This window comes from Roseateles sp. P5_D6 (assembly GCF_054049415.1).
This window is the reverse complement of sequence record NZ_JBFUMK010000035.1, coordinates 18,442-37,389: the sequence shown is the minus strand read 5'-3', so window position 1 is coordinate 37,389 and position 18,948 is coordinate 18,442. Positions and strand designations below refer to the sequence as shown.

Below are 18,948 nucleotides of genomic sequence, written 5' to 3'. Positions count from 1 at the left end.
CGAAACTCGCGGCCACGTCACGAAAATCCCACTGAATAGCCCCTTTGTGCAGGATCAATTAGGGTATTCACTGGTCTTACCAAAAAGTCGAAATGGCAAAGTGGCAATACCAAAGTGGTTTGACCGAACGCCGCAGGCCATCGGCCTGAAAGCGCGAACTGCCTTCGCTTCAGGCCGCCGCGACACCCTCCAGGTTCGCTGCACCTATTGATCCCTCTGCCGGCCGGCGCGCAAGTGCTGGCCGGCCCGTTCCCGCCGCCATGCCGAATCTTCTTTCGCGCCGTCTCGCCCAAGTGGCGCTGGCGGTTGCCCTGCCCCTCGCCGCCACGGCCACCCTCGCGGCCGACATGCCCCGCCTCGCCCAGCGCGACGGCCGTCACGCGCTGATCGTTGACGGCGCGCCATTCACCATCCTGGGCGCCCAGGTCCACAACTCCAGCAACTACCCAGAGGCGCTGAAGAAGGTCTGGCCCGCCATTGCCGACATCCACGCCAACACCGTGGAGGTGCCGGTGGCCTGGGAGCAGATCGAACCCGTCGAAGGCCACTTCGACTTCTCCTTCGTCGACACCCTCGTCAAGCAGGCGCGCGAGAACAAGGTGCGCGTGGTGCTGCTGTGGTTCGGCACCTGGAAGAACACCAGCCCGCAGTACACGCCCGCCTGGGTCAAGTTCGACAACCAGCGCTTCCCGCGCATGGTCGAGCCGGACGGCAAGAACAGCTACTGCCTCTCGCCCCTCGGCGAAGAAACGCTCAAGGCCGACAGACGAGCCTTCACGGCGCTGATGGCCCACCTGAAGAAGATCGACGAGAACGAGCGCACCGTGCTGATGGTGCAGGTGGAAAACGAGGTTGGCACCTTCGGCCTGGTGCGCGACTTCGGCAAGACGGCACAGGCCGCTTTCGAAGCCGACGTGCCAGCCGCCGTGCTGGCGCGCAAGAAGGCGCCGGTGCCGGGCGCGGCCAAGGGCAACTGGCGCGCCGTCTACGGCGACTACGCCGACGAGTACTTCCACGCCTGGGCCAAGGCCCGCTACATCGGCGAGATCGCCAAGGCCGGCCGCGCCGTCTACGACCTGCCGATGTATGTCAACAACGCGCTGCGCGACCCGCTGGAGCAGCCGCCCAAGCCCTGGAACAAGAACTTCGCCAGCGGCGGCCCGACCTACGACGTCATCGACATCTACAAGGCCGCCGCGCCCGCCATCGACATCGTCGGCCCCGATATCTACAACCCCGAGTCGGCCAAGCTCAACGCCAATCTGGCCAAGTTCAAGCGTCCCGACAACGCCTTGTTCGTGCCCGAGATCGGCAATGCCGAGCTCTATGCCCGCTACCTCTATCAGATCCTGGGCAGCGGCTCCATCGGCGTCTCGCCCTTCGGCATCGACTACTTCGATTACGCCAACTACCCGCTCGGCGCCAAGACCAACGACAAGGCCACGCTGGAGCCTTTCGCCAAGATCTTCGCCGCCTTCCGGCCGATGCAGCGCCAGTGGGCGCGATGGGCCTTCGAGGGCCGCACGCACGGCGTGTCCGAGCCCGACGACCATGCCGATCAGTTCGTCACGATGAAGGGCTGGAAGGCCCACGTCACCTTCGGCCAGTGGCAGTTCGGCGAGCGTGAATGGCCGGGCAACCAGAAGGAGGCGCCGGCGCATGCCGCCAAGCTCGTCGGTGGCGTGTCCATCGCGCAGATCGGCGACGACGAATTCCTGCTGGTGGGCCAGCAGGCACGCGTGCGCATCGACGACATCGAAGGCAGCAGCCGCGCGCTGATCGAATACGCCGAGGAAGGCCACTTCGACGCCAGCGGCAAGTGGGTGACGGAGCGCCGCTGGAACGGCGACCAGGTCGACTGGGGCCTGAACTTCGTCGCGAACCCGCGCGTGCTGAAGGTCAAGATGGGGCGCTACAAGTGAGCGGCGTTCGCACGGCAATCCTAGGCGCGCTGCTCACCACGGCGGCCCTGGGCGCCCTGGCGCAGGCAGCGCCCGACATCACCCTCCTGCCGGCGCCATCGGCCGCCTGGCGCACTGTCGTCGGCCACTGGGAGAAACAGGTCGAGCTGACAGGCGACGGCGTCGTCGTCCCGGCGCCGACCGCCGACTACGCACGAGCCAGCACGCTGGCCGCTAGCGCACTCACGACCGGCGGCAAACGCGAGGCCGTGTTGCTGGACTGGAAGGATCTCTGGCAGGCCACGCTGCGCATCGAAAGCCGCGAGCCGCTGGACTTGCGCCCCTACCTGGGCGGCACGCTGGAGTTCGACCTCGATGTGGCCGAACTCGCCAAGGGCGGTGTGCGTGCCAAGCTCAGTTGCGGCGACGGCTGCGAGCGCGGCGTCAACCTCATCGAGCCGGCCCGCAGCTGGGCCGGCAAGGGCTGGCAGCACGTCGCCCTGGCCATGAGCTGCTTCACGCGCGAAGGCGCCGACTTCTCCAAGGTCAGGCTGCCATTCGCCATCGACGCGACCGGCACGGGCCGCGTCAGCGTCGCCAACGTGCGCATCACGCGCACGGCCAAGGCCGGGCTGGCCTGCCCCGACTACCGCACCGAGTCCGTCACGCCGGCCATGCTCAACGAATCCTGGGCCGTCGACTGGTGGCAGCCGCGCCACGAACAGAAGCTGCAGGAGAAGGCCCGGCTGATCGCCGCCGGCACGCCGCCCGAAGTCGTCTTCATCGGCGACTCCATCACCCAGGGCTGGGAGAAGGACGGCAGCGAGGTCTGGCAACGCCACTACGCGCCCCTGCACGCACTGGCGCTGGGCTTCGGCGGCGATCGCACCGAAAACGCGCTGTGGCGGCTTCAGCACGGCGAGGTCGACGGCATCGCGCCCAAGGTGGCCGTGCTGATGATCGGCACCAACAACACCGGCCACCGCGCGGAGGCGCCGGAGCGAACGGCCGCCGGCATCAAGCGCCTGCTCGACGAGCTGCGCCAGCGCCTGCCCAAGACCCAGCTGCTGATGCTGGCCATCTTCCCGCGCGGCGAGAAGCCCGACGACTTCCTGCGTGGCATCAACCAGCGCGTCAACAAGCTCCTCGAAGGTCTGGCCGACGGCCGCAGCGTTCACTTCCTGGATATCAATGCCGCGCTGCTCAATACCGACGGCACGCTTGGCAAGGACGTCATGCCCGACCTGCTGCATCCCAACGCCAAGGGCTACGACATCTGGCAGCGGTCCATGGCGCCGACGCTGCAGAAGCTGCTGAGGTCGACGCCATGACGCTGGCGGCCGCCGCTGCCAAGCCGACCCGGATGCCGGGCGGCCTGCCGTGCCGCGCGTGGGCGCACGACCATTTCGTGTCCAAGGCATGAACACGCCGGCCACGCTGCCCCTGGTTCCGCGGCATCCAGCCGTGGTGGCAGCCCTCGGCAGCGCAGGCACGACCCGCCCTACCCAGTCCTGGGGCCGCGGCATCGACGGCCAGCGGCTGGCGGACCTGGGCGACGGAAGCTTTCGCAACCCCGTCGTGGCCGGCGATCATCCCAACCCCGCCATCCTGAAGGACGGCCCCGACTACTACATGACCTTCTCGTCGCGGCAGTCCTGTCCGGGTGCCGTGATCTGGCATTCACGCGACCTGGTGAACTGGGTGCCCATCGCCGCGGCGCTGAACCAGCCGCTCGGCACGGGCTCGCCGACGGATCTTGTCCGGCACAACGGCCGCTACTTCCTCTACCTCCCCTTGCTACGGCCTCAGGGGGTCGGCATCCACGTCATGCACGCCGACAGCATCCGCGGGCCCTGGAGCGATCCCGTCGACCTGGAGCTGCAGGGATGCCTGGACCCAGCCCATGTCGTGGGCGAGGACGGCAGGCGCCATCTCTTCGTCAACGGCGACCGGCGCGTCGGCCTTACGGACGACGGGCTGGCCACCGTCGGCGGGCTTGTCCATGCCCAGACGGCCCGCAGCGCCGCACCGGCCGCGATCGCCGGCGCCAAGCTGCTGCGCCGGGGCGACTTCTTCTACCGCGTCCAGGCCCAGGGCGCCAACGCGCTTGACGGCCATGTGGTCAAGGTGGCGCGAGCGCCTTCCATCGCCGGGCCCTGGCAGGACGGCCCGTTCAGCCTGATCGATAGCGCAGCGGACGGGCCGTGGCGCACCAGCGGCCCTGCCAGCCTGGTGGAAGGCCAGGCAGGCGACTGGTGGATGCTGTGCCACGGCCACGAAAGCGGCTACCGTACCCTCGGGCGGCAGGTGCTGCTGGCGCCGATCGAATGGACGCGTGACGGCTGGCCGCGCAGCAATGGCGACCCGCTCGACCGGGCCCAGCGCAAGCCGCGCGGTGGATCGGTGCTGGCAGCGGGTCTCTCGCTCAGCGACGACTTCACGCATGACCGCCTCGGCCTGCAGTGGACCTTCCAGGACGCAACGCCCGAGGACCTGCAGCGCGCCCGCTATGACGGCACCGGTCTGACGCTGCGGGGCAAGGGCACGGGGTTGTCCGACTGCTCACCGCTGACCTGCCTCGCGGGCGATCGCAGCTACACCGCCGAGATCGAATTCGAGCTTGAAGGTGCGGCCCAGGGTGGGCTGGCTCTCTTCCATGACGCGCGCGGCTTCGTCGGCGTGGGCATCGGCGACGGCCAGATGCACACCTACAGCTATGGCCAGCGCCACGGCTGGATGCGGCAGGCCGTGCAAGGGCAGCATCACCGCCTGCGCGTGACGAACCGCCGCCACCTCGTGACCTTCGAGCACGCGATCGGCGACGGTCCCTGGACCTGCAACCCGTGGCTCACTGAGGTTTCAGCCCTGCACCAGACCGCCGCCGGCAGCCTTGCAAGCCTGCGGCCGGCGCTGTTCGCCGCCGGCGAGGGCGAGGTGCGCCTGCGCCGCTTCAGCTACAACGGCATCGGGCCCGAGCCCTGAGATCCCTCCCAAAGCCCGAGCGCGACGGAGACATTCGCGCCGAGCATTTCCGCAAGAGAAAGGTTGATCCATGAAGTCCAAGTTATTGAAGGGCCTGTGCTTGTGGTCAGCGCTGCCCGCGCTGGCTCACGCCCAGGGCTGTGGCAGCGGCATGGCTGACACCGGTGCGCCGCGCCTGCCTGACCTGATCAAGGCCCTGGTCGACGCTACAAAGTAAACGTCCCCACCGGCAACCACAGGGCCGGCATCGCAAAACGGGCATGGCGTGCTTCGGCGCGCCATGCCCATCTCCACATCTGACACCGCCATGTCCGCACATCTCCCGACCCGCCGCTCCTTCCTTCAGGCCGCCACCGCTGCCGCTGGCGCCACCGGCCTGCCCGCGGCGCAGGCTGCGCCCGCCCCGTTCAAGCCCACCTGGGACTCCCTCGTCGAGGGCTACCGCACACCGGACTGGTTCCGCGACGCAAAGTTCGGCATCTGGGCGCACTGGAGCGCTCAGTGCGTGCCCGAGATGGGCGACTGGTACGCCCGCCAGATGTACACCCAGGGCAACTGGCAGTACGACCACCACGTGCGCACCTATGGCCACCCGACCAAGGTCGGCTTCATGGAGATGCAGAACCGCTGGAAGGCCGAGGCCTGGGAGCCCGAGGCCCTGATGGACCTCTACGCCAAGGCCGGCGCCAAGTATTTCGTCGCGCTGGCCAACCATCACGACAACTTCGACGCCTACGATTCCAAGTACCACGGCTGGAACTCAGTGCGCGTCGGCCCCAAGCGCGACCTCGTCGGCGAATGGGCCAAGGTGGCGCGTGCCAAGGGCCTGCGCTTTGGCGTCAGCAACCATTCGGCGCATGCCTGGCACTGGCTGCAGACGGCCTACGGCTACGACCCCGAAGGCCCGCTGGCCGGCCAGCGCTACGACGCCTACCGCTTGACCAAGGCTGACGGCAAGGGCACCTGGTGGGAAGGCCTGGATCCGCAAGACCTCTACACCGGCCGCAACATGGTCATGCCCGACGGCATCAACACCATCCGCACGGCCAACGAGTGGCATGAGCAGAACGACCGCGTCTGGGACGAGAAGGCGCCGCCGCACAACCCGGCGTTCACCCGCCAGTGGTTCCTGCGCTGCCGCGACCTCATCGACAGCTACCGACCCGACCTCGTCTATTTCGACAACTCCGGCCTGCCCCTGGGCCAGGCCGGGCTGGACATCACGGCGCACTACTACAACGCCAGCATGGCCTGGCACGGCGGCAAGCTGGAGGCCGTTGTCAATGCCAAGGTGCTGCCGCCCGAGCGCCGTGCCGGTGTCGTCGAGGACGTCGAGCGCGGCCAGCGCGAAGGCATCGAGCCGCTGCCCTGGCAGACCGACACCTGCATCGGCGACTGGCACTACAACCGTGGCGTGTTCAACAACCACAGCTACAAGTCGGCCGCCAGCGTGATCCACAGCCTGTGCGACATCGTCTCCAAGAACGGCAACCTGCTGCTGTCCATCCCCGTGCGCGGTGACGGCAGCATCGATGCCGACGAGCGCCGCTTCCTCGAGCAGATGGCCGAGTGGATGGGCCGCAATGGCGAGGCCATCCACGGCACACGGCCCTGGCGCAGCTTCGGCGAAGGCCCGACCCGCGTGGGCGGCGGCATGTTCAGCGAAGGCAAGGCGCACTTCGGCGCCGAGGACATCCGCTTCACGACCAAGGGCGGCGCCCTCTACGCCATCGCACTGGGCTGGCCCAAGGGTGGCCTGCTGCGCATCCAGGCGCTGGCACAGGACTCGGCGCTGGCGCCGGGTGCCATCGAGCGCGTGGAGGTGCTGGGCTCGACGGACAGCCTGGCCTTCACGCGCAGCCGCAAGGGGCTGGAGGTGAAGCTGCCCGAGGGCCTCGCCGGCACGCCGGCCGTGGCGCTGAAGATCCGCGGCGCAGGGCTGGCATGAAGCTGAACCTGGTCATCGCGGCGGCGCCGCGGTGATCCTGGAACCCTTGCGCTGAAGACGGATACGCCGTCGCCGATGTTCACTGAGAAACCCATGAAGACCATTCTTTCGACGCTTCTGCTGCCCCTCGGGCTGGCCTGCGCGTTTGCGGCTTGCGCCGCCGACGGCACCGGCATGCGCGAATTGACCAGCCTGCAGCTCTCCCGTGAGATGTCGCCCGGCCTGAACCTGGGCAATACGCTCGATGCCGTACCGAGCGAAACCGCCTGGGGCAACCCACCCGCCAACCAGGTGGTGATGAACGCCTTCAAAGCAGCCGGCTTCAACACCGTGCGCATCCCGGTGGCCTGGAACCAGTACGCCGATGCCAACGGCAACATCAGCCCCGCCTGGATGGCCCGCGTCACGCAGGTGGTGGACTACGCCCGCAAGGCCGGGCTGTACGTGCTGCTCAACACCCATTGGGACGGCGGCTGGGCGGACCACCCCACTTACGCCAAGCAGGCCGAGGTCAATGCCAGGTTGACGAAGTTCTGGACCCAGATCGCCAAGAACTTTGAGGGCTACGACGACCACCTGCTGTTCGCCGGCACGAACGAAGTGCACATCGAGAAGGAATACGGCCGGCCCACGCCCGAAAACTGCACGGTGCAGAACAGCTTCAACCAGACCTTCGTCAACACCGTGCGCGCCACCGGCGGCAATAACGCCAAGCGCCACCTCATCGTGCAGTCCTACAACACGAGTCACATCGATGCACTGGGATGCAACGCCAAGCTGCCCGCCGACACCGTGCCCGCACGGCTGATGATGGAAGTGCACTACTACGACCCCTTCCCCTTCACCATCGACGACAAGAGCAAGATCTGGCAGTGGGGCAAGATCGCCACCGACCCTGCCGCCACCGTGACCTGGGCCAACGAGCCCCAGGTCGATGCCGCCTTCCAGGCGCTGAAGGCCGCCTTCATCGACAAGGGCGTGCCGGTGGTGCTGGGTGAATACGCCGTCGCCATGAAGCGCGCCTACCCAGGCATGGACCGCTACCGCATGTACTGGAACGAGTACATCACCGGCTCGGCCGTGCGCCACGGCATGGTGCCCGTCTACTGGGACACCGGCGGCCTGTTCGACCGCAAGACTGGCGCGCGCAAGGACGCCGTCATTGAACTCATCGTCAACGCTGCCAAGCTGCCATGAGCAAACTCTCCCGTTTTTCCACCTGGCTGCTTGCGCTGGCGCTGTGCGCAGGGCCCGCTGCAGCCAGTGACAACCCGCGCCAGCGCACCCGCATCGACGACGGCTGGCGCTTCGCGCTCGGCCACGCGCATGACCCGGCGCAAGACTTCGACCACAGCACGCGGGCCTTCTTCTTCGCCAAGGCCGGCTTTGGCGACGGCCCCGCATCGGCCGAGTTCGACGACCGGCCGTGGCGCCGCGTCGACCTGCCGCACGACTGGGCGGTGGAACTGCCCTTCGACGCACGCGGCAGCACGACGCACGGCTCCAAGGCCATCGGCAGGGCTTTTCCGGAGAACAGCGTCGGCTGGTACCGGCGCGAACTCGCTGTTCCTGCGTCCGCGAAGGGCAAGCGCATCGCGCTGGAGTTCGACGGCGTCTTCCGCGACAGCGTGGTCTGGGTCAACGGCCACTACCTGCGCCACGAGGCCAGCGGCTACTCGAGCTTTCGCGTCGACATCAGCAACTACCTGCACTATGGCGGCCGCAACGTCGTCGCCGTGCGCGTGGACGCCAGCACGCAGGAAGGCTGGTGGTACGAAGGTGCCGGCATCTACCGCCACGTCTGGCTGACCCAGACCGAGCCACTGCATGTGGACCACTGGGGCACTTTCGTGCGCGCCACGGTGAACGGCAACCGCGCCGACGTGGCCGTCGACGTGACGGTGCGCAACGACGGCAAGGCCGCCGAGTCGTTCAGCCTGGAACACGAGCTGCGCGACCCCGAGGGGCACGTCGTCGCGCGGGGCAGCGTGCCCACCCGGCGCGTGGCGGCGGACGCCACCGCCGAGGCCAGCGCCACGCTGCGCGTGACCGCACCGAAGCTGTGGTCGCTGCAGACGCCGCAGCGCTACACGCTGACGACGCAGGTCAAGCGCGGCGGCCAGGTGGTCGACAAATACGACACGCCGTTCGGCATCCGCACCCTCCGCTTCGACGCGAACCAGGGCTTCTTCCTGAACGGCCAGCACGTCAAGCTGCACGGCACCAACAACCACCAGGACCATGCCGGCATTGGCGTCGCGCTGCCTGACGCCATGCACGACGCGCGGCTGAAGATGCTCAAAGACATGGGTGTGAACGCGATCCGCTCGGCCCACCACCCGGCCACGCCCGAACTGCTGGACGCCTGCGACCGCCTTGGCATCCTCGTCATTGACGAGCACCGCATGATGGGCACCGCGCCGCAGTTGCGCGACGAGATGGAACGCATGGTGCGGCGCGACCGCAACCACCCGTCCGTCATCCTGTGGTCGGTGGGCAACGAGGAATGGGCCATCGAGAACAGCGAGATCGGCACCCGCCTGGCGCGCGAGATGCAGGCCATCGTCAAGCGCATGGACCCGACGCGCCCTGCGACGCTGGCTGCGTCCAGCTCCGGCGGGCCCGAAGGCACGGCAGTAGGCTCCGAGGTGCTGGGTTTCAACTACAAGGCGCAGCACGACATCGACGCGATGCACAAGCGCTTCCCCGAGCGTGCGTCTGTCGTTACCGAGGAAGGCCTGACCTATGCCACGCGCGGCATCTACGCCGACGACCCGGCGCGGGTGCACGTCGCCGCCTACGACAAGCGCTCCGGCGGCGCATCGACAGCGTCCATCGAGGAGGCCTGGCGCTTCAACGCCGAGCGCCCCTTCATGGCCGGCATGTTCGTCTGGACCGGCTTCGACTACCGCGGCGAGACCACGCCCTACGGCTGGCCCGCCGTCTCCTCGCAGTTCGGCATGATGGACACGACCGGTGCGTTGAAGGACAGCGGCTACTACCTGAAGGCTGCCTGGACGTCCGAGCCGATGGTGCATGTGCTGCCCCACTGGAACTGGCCCGGCCGAGAAGGCCAGCCCGTCGACGTGCGCGTCTACGCCAACACCGACGAAGTGGAACTGCTGCTGAACGGCAGCTCGCTCGGCCGCAAGCCGCTGGCGCGCTACGCCCACCTGCAGTGGAGCGTGCCCTACGCGCCGGGCAGCCTGACGGCGCGCGGCTACCAGGCCGGCAAGCTGGTCGTGACCGAGACCGTGGCCACCACCGGCGACGGCAGCGCCGTGCGGCTGACGGCGGACCGCGCACGCATCCGCGCCGACGGCGACGACGTGGCGGTGGTGCGTGTCAGCGTCGTTGACCGTGAGGGCCGCGTCGTTCCCACCGCCAACCAGCGCCTCAGCTTCGAGGTTTCAGGCCCCGCGCGGTTGATCGGCATGGGCAACGGTGACCCGGGTTCTCACGAGGCCGACAAGCCGGCCGAGTTCCATCGCTACGCCGCGCTCGGCCACTGGCGCCTGCAAGGCGTGGCACGTTCGGAAGACGCCGCGGCATTGCTGGCCGGTGCCGGCGAGGCCAAGGGGCGTGACCCCTTCGCCTGGGTGCCCGCCGACGCGCAACCGGCCGACAGCGCCTGGAACGTGGTGCATGCCAGCTTTGCGCGCCCGCCTGCGACGGCAAGACGCGCATCGCTGTTCGTGGGCGACATCGCACCCGGTGTGCAGGTCTACCTGAACGGCCGCCCGGTGACACCGCGGTCCGAGGAAGCCATGGGCGTGATCGACCTCGACCCGGCGCAGTTGAAGGACATCAACACGCTCAGCCTGGTCTTCGCCACGCCCGCTGGCGGCACGCGCAAGCTCTTCGACGACGCACAAGGCGGCCGGCGCTGGGCCACGCTGCGCACCTCCACCGCCGCTGCGCCTTGGCAGCGCAGCGTGTTCAACGGCCAAGCACAGGTGATCCTGCAATCCACCGGCAGCCCGGGCCGCGCCACGCTGCGTGCCCGCGGCGACGGCCTGGACCTGGGCAACCTGACCCTCGACGCCTTCTGAGCCGCGCCATCTGCGACCCCACCGCCCATCTGGAACCGGCAAGCTGAACCCAAAGAGCCCCTCATGAGCCAGAGCTTCAATCGCATCGTCATCGTGGGCGGGGGCACCGCAGGCTGGATGACCGCCGCCGCCATCGCCACCGGCCTGAAGGGGCGCAGCACCGTGGAGGTGGTGGAGTCCGAGGAGATCGGCATCATCGGCGTCGGCGAGGCGACCTTCCCGTCCATCCGCACCTACAACCGGCTGATCGGCATCGACGAGGCCGAATTCCTGCGCGCCACGCACGGCACCTACAAGCTGGGGATCGAGTTCCGCGACTGGCGGGTGCAGGGCGAACGCTATTTCCACACCTTCGGCGACTTCGGCGAGATGCAGGGGCCGCACGCGCTGTGGGGCCAGTACCGGCGCCTGGCCGACCCGGCGCTCGGCGGCCTTGGCGAGCAGTGCCTGCCCACCGTCATGGCCATGCAGGGCCGCTTCGTGCCGCCCGACGACGAGGGCCGCGCACCCTACAAATACGCCTATCACTTCGACGCCACCCTCTATGCCGGCTTCCTGCGCCGCCTGGCCTTCGGCCGTGGCGCGCGCCGCACCGACGGTCGCATCGTCGGCGTCACGCGGCGCGCCGACGGCGGCGTTCACAGCCTCAGGCTGGCCGATGGCCGCGAGATCGAAGGCGACCTCTTCATCGACTGCTCCGGCTTCGGCTCGCTGCTGCTGGGCAAAACGCTGGAAGAACCCTTCGTCGACTTCAGCCGCTGGCTGCCGGTGGACAGCGCCTGGGCCTGCCCCTGCGAGCGCACCGGCACAGCGCTGACGCCCTACACCCGCGCGACCGCGCTCGAAGGCGGCTGGGCCTGGCGCATCCCGCTGCAAAGCCGCACCGGGCATGGCCATGTCTTCAGCAGCCGCCATATCGACGCCAACCGCGCGCGCGATCAGCTGCTGCAGCAGCTGGACGGCAAGCCCCTGGCCGAACCGCGGCTGCTGCGCTTCACCACCGGCCACCGCGAGCGCTTCTGGGTCCACAACGTCGTGGCCCTCGGCCTGTCTTCGGGCTTCCTCGAGCCGCTGGAATCGACCAGCATCTTCCTGATCCAGAGTGGCCTGGGCCACCTGATGGGCTTGTTAACGTCCGGTCAGCCGATCAGCGAGGGCGTGGTGGCCGACTACAACGCGCGGGCCGTGCGCGAGTTCAGCCGCATCCGCGACTTCATCATCCTTCACTACTGCCTCACGGCACGCCGCGACAGCGCGCTGTGGCGCGACATGGCGGCGATGGAACTGCCCGAGACGCTGGCCTTCAAGATCGACGCCTGGCGCCGCCTGGGCCTGCTGCACCTGCAGGGCGACGAGGGCTTTGACGAGCACAGCTGGCTGGCCATCCATGCCGGCATGCAGCACTGGCCCGAACGCACCGACCCGGTTCTGCAGGAAATGCCGCCCGACGAGGCGCGACAGGCCCTGCAGCAGCGCCGCCACGCCATCGCCGAGTCGGTTGCCCGGCTCCCCTCGCATGAGGCCTTCCTTGGCCAGGGGTTGGCCAGGGGCGGTGCATGAACGGCGCCCCGCCCCGCCGCCGTGCCGCCTGGCGCTGGCGGTGGCAGGCTCCCATCTATGCCCATGAACCCGTTTTAAGTTGCTGAAGTAGAAGACCATGAACCCGATTCCACCCGAGGCCGGCAAGCCCACCACCGAAACCGGACAGCAGCAGCAATGGCGGCGGGGGGTCAACGGCTATGCGCTGACCATTGCGGTGATCGTCCATCTCATCCTGCTGGCGGCGGTGCTGATGTGGCGCACCCGCGTGCCGCCCCCAGAGAAGCCCCGCATCACGGATGTGAGCATCGTTGAGCTCAAGACCCCGCCAAAGCCTCCCGAGCCCCCGCCACCCGCCCCMAAGATGCCCGAYCTGCCGCCCCCGAGCATGCCGCCCATGCCCGAACTCCCGGTGATCGAGGTGCCCAAGGTCGCGCCCGTGCCGCAAGCCGTCGCGCCGGTGGTGGCGGTGGCGCCGGCACCGCCSGCTGTCAGCGTGGCCCCGCCGCCAGCGCCTGCCCCGGCGGCCAGCAGCGCGGCGCCGGCCAAGCTGTTTGAGGAATGCGCGGACTCACCGGACCGGCCGATGGTGGCCGAGGTCTACCGCCTCCGACCGGACRCCAAGTCGGTGAACGAAATGCGCCGGCGCAAACCCATCAAGACCGTTTGCCTGGCCCAGCTCGACATCACGCCGCGCGACCACCGCGAGGGCTTCCCTGGCCTGGACATGAACGAATGGTTCGGGCTGGACATCCGCTTCACCGTCAACATGCCGCAGGACCTCACCATGGACCTCATGCTGCTGTCTGATGATGGGGCCATCCTCACCATCGATGACGTGGAGGTGATCAACAACGACGGCATCCATGCGGCTTATCCGCTGATGGAAACCGTGAAGCTGGCCAAGGGTTTGCGCAATTTCCGTGTGCGCTACTTCCAGGGGCCTGGCTACGGTCTCGCGCTGATCCTGGGTTGGAAGAAGCCGGACGGCAAGGACTACCAGTACATCCCCCGCCGGCTGCTCGGGCGCCCGCCGGCCGCAGCCGCAGCCGCCTCGGCCCCGCAGTAGGCACGGCGACATTCGACGGTCCCAGGGAGAACACAAGATGAAGAAGACACAGAAGGATCAGGCCAGCCACCGAACGCGCAATGCGGTGGGCGCCGCGGTGCTGCTGCTTGCCGGCGGCGCCGCTGCCTGGCTGTACGGTCACAAGCCGGCCGGCGAAGCACCGGTTGCCGTGCAGGCTTCGGCGCCCGTAATGCCCGCAGCGCTCGCAACACCAGCCGAAGCAGCCAGCGCCGCAGCCGTCGCGGTCCAGGCAGTACCGACGCCTGCCGCGAGCAGGCCCGTGCTGCCCGGTCGCGCCAATGTCGCAGCACCGCCCGAAGGCGAATCGCCGACCGAGTCGCTGCGCAAGGTGCAGCTGGGCCTGAACGGCGGGACTGCGGAGGATGCGCTGAAAGCGGCCCAGACGCTTCAGCATTGCTCAATGATGTCCAAGGTCCCGGAAGCCCTCTTCGCCCTCCGCGATCAACCGGACCTGATGCCAGCCAATGTCAAGAAGGCGCTCAAGGACATGGGCGGCGAGGAGGGCGTGAGCAACGAGACGATCACCAACGCCCAGCGCGAGCAGCGTCGCTGCCAGGTCTTTGACGCCGCCACGCTGGCGCGCAGCGGTGAGCTCCTGCAAAAAGCCTATGAGGGCGGTGCTGCAGGAGCGGCGATGGCCTACCTGCAATCTCTGCAGGCTCCCGACGCCAAGGACAAGGCGGACCCGGCGCTGCTCGCCAGGCTGCAGGCCGATGTGCGCAAAGCTGCGCTGGCGGGTGATCGCAACACATTGATGTCGTTTGCCATGGCATCGGGCGATATGGCGCGCGACCTGGGCATTACGCCGACACAACGTAGCGGCTATAAGAATGCCTATCTGCAGATCACGGAAGAGCAAATTCCGGGCATGGCAAAGGGGATGGAAAAGGTAATCGATGCGGTATCACAGATGAACCCGTCGGCACCCCTCACCGCCGCGCAGCAACGCGAGGCCGACGCGCTGGCAAAACAGGTGGTCGACGCCTGGCGGCGCGGCCGCAAGGGTTGATCACTTCGGAAACAAGCACTCCAAATGCAATACACCAAGACCCTGGCCACCATCGCCCTGTTGGCACTCGCCACCGCCGCTCCGGCGCAAGGCGTCGAGACCGTCACGCCTGATCGGGCGCGCGCCAACTTTGGCCGCCCGATCACCCTCGCCGCCGACGACGTGCGTGCCTTCCCCGCGCCGCCCGCCGGCTTCGCCGACCCGCGCGCCAGCGTGGCGCCGGGGCGCATCGAGGAGCTGAGCTACGCCTCCGGCGTCACCGGCACGCGGCGCTTGGCCGTCGTCTACCTGCCGCCCGGCTACTCGGCGCAGCAGCGCTACCCGGTGCTCTACCTGCTGCACGGCATCGGCGGCAACCAGCACGAATGGCAAGGCTATGTGCGGGCCAACAACGTCTTGGACAACCTGATTGCCGACGGCAAGGCGCTGCCGATGATCGTCGTCATGCCCAATGGCCGCGCGCTGCTCGATGACAGTTCGCCGCCCGCGGACCGCGTGTTCACGGCGGAGAACGCGGCCGGGTTTGCCAAGTTCGAGCGCGACCTGATCGAGTTCCTGATCCCGGCGGTCGACGCCAAGTACCCGACGCTGGCAGACCGCCAGCACCGTGCGCTGGCCGGCCTGTCGATGGGCGGCGGCCAGTCGCTGAACTTCGGCCTGGCCCACCTCGACACCTTTGCGTCAGTGGGCGGGTTCTCCTCGGCACCCAATACCAAGCCGGCCACCGAACTGCTGCCCGACCCTGCCGCCGCGCGGCGCCAGCTCGCGCTGCTCTACCTGTCCTGCGGCAACAAGGACGGCCTGATCAACGTCTCACAGACCGTGCACCGCGCGCTGAAGGAGCGCGGCATCCCGCACCTGTGGAACGTGGACGAGTCCGGCCATGACCGCGAGAGCTGGGCCGAGAACCTCTTCCACTTCTCGCAGCGGCTGTTCCGCTGAGCAGGATCCCGATCTACATGCTCAGACTCGCATTCACTGCGCTGCTCGGCGCGCTCATGCTGTCAGGCGGTGCTTCAGCCGCGCCCGAAGCGCCGGCCGTCAAGCCGCGCCTCGTTGTACTCACCGACATCGAGAACGAGCCGGACGACACCCAGTCCCTGGTGCGGCTGCTGCTCTACGCCAACGACATCGACCTGCGCGGCCTCGTGGCCACGACCTCGGTGCACATGAAGCAGGGCGTGCATCCCGAGTCGATCAAACGGGTGATCCAGCGCTACGCCCAGGTCCTGCCAAGCCTGCGCCAGCACGACCGCGCCTACCCCGATGCCGCGCTGCTGCTGGCCCGCGTCGTGACGGGGCAGCCCGGCTACGGCCTGCAGGCCATCGGTGACGGGCGCGACAGCCCCGGCTCCGAGCTGCTGCTGCGCGAGCTCGAACGCCCCGACCCTCGCCCGCTGTGGGTCAGCGTCTGGGGTGGGGCCAACACGCTGGCGCAGGCCCTGCACAGCCTGCGCCGCACGCACCCGAAAGCAGCCGTCGACGCGGCCGTCAGCCGCCTGCGCGTCTACACCATCTCCGACCAGGACGACACCGGCGCCTGGCTGCGCCGCGAGTTCCCGGGCCTCTTCTACATCGTCAGCCCCGGCAGCTATGCGCGCCCCACCTGGGCCGCGATCCACCGCGAGATCGAGGGCATCGACAACCAGCACGTCAGCAACGCCTGGATCGTCCGCAACATCCAGCAGGGCCACGGCCCGCTGGGCGCCGCCTACCCCGACATCGCCTACGGCATGGAAGGCGACACGCCCTCCTTCCTCGGCCTCATCCCCAACGGCCTGAACGCGCCCGAGCACCCGAACTGGGGCGGCTGGGGCGGGCGCTACGAGCTCTACACCCCGCGCCGCGAGGACACCGACCCGGACGGCTTCACCGGCGGCGTGCCCGTCGAGACCGAGACGCGCCCGATCTGGACCAATGCCGTGGATCGCTTCCGGCCCGTTGTTCCTGCAGCTTACGGCCGCCCCGTCAAGGCCGGGGAGCGTGAGTTCAACGATGCGCTCGTGACGCTGTGGCGCTGGCGCGAGGCCATCCAGAACGACTTCGCCGCCCGCCTGCTGTGGACGACGCGTGCGCCTGCCGAGGCCAACCACGCGCCGGTCGTGCGCCTGGCCCATGCCACCGAGCTGCATGTACGCGGCGGCGACTGGGTCGCCCTCGACGCCAGTCCCAGCAGCGACCCCGACGGCGACAGCCTGAGCTTCCTGTGGCTGGCCTACCCCGAGGCCGGCACGCTGAAAGCCCCGCTGCCGCTGGGCACCGAGGTTCAAGCCCGCATCGGCCTGCGCACACCCGAGGTGGACGCGCCGGCCACCGCCCACGTCATCGTGCAGGTCACCGACAAGGGCACGCCCGCCCTCACCCGCTACCAGCGCGTCATCCTGCACATCGAGCCGAAGGCCCCATGACGCGTCGACAACGCCACGCGGCGCGCTGGCTCGCCCTCGCCGCGACCGGCTGGTTGACGGGATGCGTGATCAACGCAGCCAAGCCCTACGACGGCGCGGCGCTGGATCCGCACGGTGAGCGCGCCATCGCCGTGGTCGGCGTCACGGTTGATCGCCCCTGGCGCTTCGAACGGTTCGGGGTGGTCCTGGACCAGTACGACGTGCCCCAGCAAAAGATCACGGGCAATTGCTTTTCGTACAACCGGATCGAGGCCGGCGCGCCCGGCGTCGCTGGGCCGACACGCTTCTTCGCCTTCGAGGTGCCCGCAGGTCACTACATCTACAGCGCCTTCAACCGTAGCAACGAAGTCGGCGGCGCCCAGTTCCCAGAAGGTAACCGGGCATTCCATCTGCCAGCGGGGCGGGCCGTGTACATCGGCAACTTCGTGCTCGACAAGGACACCATCACGCTACGCCGTGACACCGCAGAGGCCCTCGCCGCACTCAAGCAAACCCTGCCGAAACTGGCCGCACAAGTGGAGATTGCGGCCGCAGTCACGGCGGCTCCGGCCCGGCCGTTCATGTGCACGCCCTGACAGCCTTGCTCACGTTCCCGCGTCGATCAACAGATCCGCGACCTTCGAACCATCGCCGAACATGAAAAACATCTCGTTGAAGTTTCTCCTTGCGCTGCTATTGGGCGTCGCCTTCGCTTCACCCAACGACGCCTGCACGATTTTTGTGCTCACCGATGCAAGAAAAACGTTGTTCTTCAACAATGAAGACTATTCCAATCCAGTCACCCGCATCTGGTTCCTGCCAGCTGAAAAGGGCTACCACGGGGTGGCCTATGTCGGATTCGACAACGACTGGGCACAGGGAGGCGTCAATACCGCTGGCTTGGCCTTTGACTGGGTGGCCGGATTCGCAGAGCCGTACGTGCCCGACCAACAATTGCTCAGGGTTCGAGGCAACCCCAGCGAACGGATGCTGGAGAGTTGCGCAACGGTCGAGGAAGCCATCGCGTTTTATCGGAAATACCGGGAGCCCAGCTTTTCAACTGCCCGGATCATGATTGCCGACAAGACGGGCGCCTCGGTCATCATCGGCGCCCGAAACGGGCAGATCCATCTCGACAGGTCGGTCCAGTCAAGGGGCTTCGGCTATGGACAGCAGGCACTCGCGGAGTTGCTGAAAAAGGACCTAAAGCCCACGTTGGAAAACGGCTTGCCGATCCTGGATGCCAGCAAGCAGCAAGGCGAATTCGCGACCAAGTATTCCAGCGTTTACGACCTGCAGTCCGGCGACATCGTCATTGCCTCCTCTGTCAATCCGCAGTCTTCCATCACGTTGAATCTGGAAAAGGAATTGGCGAAAGGCGGCCATTACCATGACATGGCTCAACTGCCCGCGCAGCGGAGCCAGCCCCTCCTGCCGCTGCGGCCGGGCATGAAGCGGCATCTCGCTGACGGGTACACACCCATTCCCGACCCGGACCCGCTCATCGACCAACGATTCAGAACCATCTTCGCGGACGCCGCCGGTGGAACGCTGAAGGCCGATCAGTTTTCGGAGGCGTTGTGGGCCCAACTCGGCCCCAACGCAAAAGCCACTCAGGAAGAGTTCAAGCGGATGGGGAAACTGCAATCGTTCGTTCTTCTTGAACGCAACGAGACAGGCCATCAACGAAGCTACCTGTACCTGGCTGATTTCGAGACCGTCAGCATCCTGCAGCGCTTGGTGCTCGACGACAAGAATCGGCTGGCGGGCTTGGCATCGGAAGGCACGAAGCAAAACCCCAGGTAGCGGCTCTGCTCGTTGGCGCGTCGCAAGCTGAGCCGGAAAGCTCACCTGGCCGCTGGAGAGTCCCTATGGTCGCGACAGCGTCCGCGAGACCGTCTCTGTGCACGCCCTGATTCGCCATTGCCTAGCGCACTCTTCTCCATGCCGGAAGCCGGGCCTTACCAAGGCAACCGCGACTGGCCACGGCGGCCGCACCGCGAAGCGTCGCGTGCCGACCTGGCTGTCGCTAACCAGACC

14 protein-coding genes are annotated in these 18,948 nt (G+C 67.8%); all 14 read left to right on the top strand.

From position 1 onward, the window contains the following. Nucleotides 1–260: 260 nt before the first annotated feature. The 14 genes from ACXJKM_RS28980 to ACXJKM_RS28915 all read left to right on the top strand — a co-directional run bounded on the left by ACXJKM_RS28980 (nt 261) and on the right by ACXJKM_RS28915 (nt 18,714). A complete protein-coding gene (locus tag ACXJKM_RS28980) occupies nt 261–1,922 on the top strand; it encodes a GH35 family beta-galactosidase (protein ID WP_457356520.1) in 1,662 nt (553 codons plus the stop codon). After that, nucleotides 1,919–3,232, top strand: coding sequence for a GDSL-type esterase/lipase family protein (locus ACXJKM_RS28975; RefSeq protein WP_457356519.1), 1,314 nt, complete (start codon nt 1,919–1,921; stop codon nt 3,230–3,232). The genes ACXJKM_RS28980 and ACXJKM_RS28975 overlap by 4 nt, the downstream gene beginning before the upstream one ends. Before the next feature lie 88 nt (nt 3,233–3,320). Then, nucleotides 3,321–4,883, top strand: coding sequence for a family 43 glycosylhydrolase (locus ACXJKM_RS28970; protein ID WP_457356518.1), 1,563 nt, complete (start codon nt 3,321–3,323; stop codon nt 4,881–4,883). A 70-nt stretch (nt 4,884–4,953) separates the two neighbouring features. Further along, a complete protein-coding gene (locus tag ACXJKM_RS28965) occupies nt 4,954–5,100 on the top strand; it encodes a hypothetical protein (protein ID WP_457356517.1) in 147 nt (48 codons plus the stop codon). 90 nt (nt 5,101–5,190) lie between these two features. Further along, nucleotides 5,191–6,831: an alpha-L-fucosidase gene (locus tag ACXJKM_RS28960; protein ID WP_457356516.1), complete on the top strand. Its 1,641-nt coding sequence runs from the start codon at nt 5,191–5,193 to the stop codon at nt 6,829–6,831. A gap of 93 nt (nt 6,832–6,924) precedes the next feature. Continuing rightward, entirely contained in the window at nt 6,925–8,028 is a 1,104-nt protein-coding gene (locus tag ACXJKM_RS28955) for a glycoside hydrolase family 5 protein (RefSeq protein WP_457356515.1), read from the top strand. Further along, the gene (galA, locus tag ACXJKM_RS28950) at nt 8,025–10,883 is read left to right on the top strand and encodes a beta-galactosidase GalA (RefSeq protein WP_457356514.1); all 2,859 of its coding nucleotides are present in this window, start codon (nt 8,025–8,027) and stop codon (nt 10,881–10,883) included. Before ACXJKM_RS28955 ends, galA begins: the two co-directional genes overlap by 4 nt. Before the next feature lie 63 nt (nt 10,884–10,946). Next, nucleotides 10,947–12,443 (top strand): tryptophan halogenase family protein, encoded by a 1,497-nt coding sequence (locus ACXJKM_RS28945; RefSeq protein WP_457356513.1) that lies wholly within the window; start codon nt 10,947–10,949, stop codon nt 12,441–12,443. A gap of 97 nt (nt 12,444–12,540) precedes the next feature. Further along, nucleotides 12,541–13,491 (top strand): PA14 domain-containing protein, encoded by a 951-nt coding sequence (locus tag ACXJKM_RS28940; protein ID WP_457356512.1) that lies wholly within the window; start codon nt 12,541–12,543, stop codon nt 13,489–13,491. 37 nt (nt 13,492–13,528) lie between these two features. Then, the gene (locus ACXJKM_RS28935) at nt 13,529–14,521 is read left to right on the top strand and encodes a hypothetical protein (RefSeq protein WP_457356511.1); all 993 of its coding nucleotides are present in this window, start codon (nt 13,529–13,531) and stop codon (nt 14,519–14,521) included. Nucleotides 14,522–14,545: 24 nt separating this feature from the next. Then, nucleotides 14,546–15,463 (top strand): alpha/beta hydrolase, encoded by a 918-nt coding sequence (locus tag ACXJKM_RS28930; protein WP_457356510.1) that lies wholly within the window; start codon nt 14,546–14,548, stop codon nt 15,461–15,463. A 17-nt stretch (nt 15,464–15,480) separates the two neighbouring features. After that, nucleotides 15,481–16,929: a nucleoside hydrolase-like domain-containing protein gene (locus ACXJKM_RS28925; protein WP_457356509.1), complete on the top strand. Its 1,449-nt coding sequence runs from the start codon at nt 15,481–15,483 to the stop codon at nt 16,927–16,929. Further along, on the top strand, nt 16,926–17,504 hold the full coding sequence (locus tag ACXJKM_RS28920; protein ID WP_457356508.1) for a hypothetical protein: 579 nt from the start codon (nt 16,926–16,928) through the stop codon (nt 17,502–17,504). Before ACXJKM_RS28925 ends, ACXJKM_RS28920 begins: the two co-directional genes overlap by 4 nt. Nucleotides 17,505–17,565: 61 nt before the next feature. After that, a complete protein-coding gene (locus ACXJKM_RS28915; RefSeq protein WP_457356507.1) occupies nt 17,566–18,714 on the top strand; it encodes a hypothetical protein in 1,149 nt (382 codons plus the stop codon). The last annotated feature ends 234 nt before the right edge of the window (nt 18,715–18,948 follow it).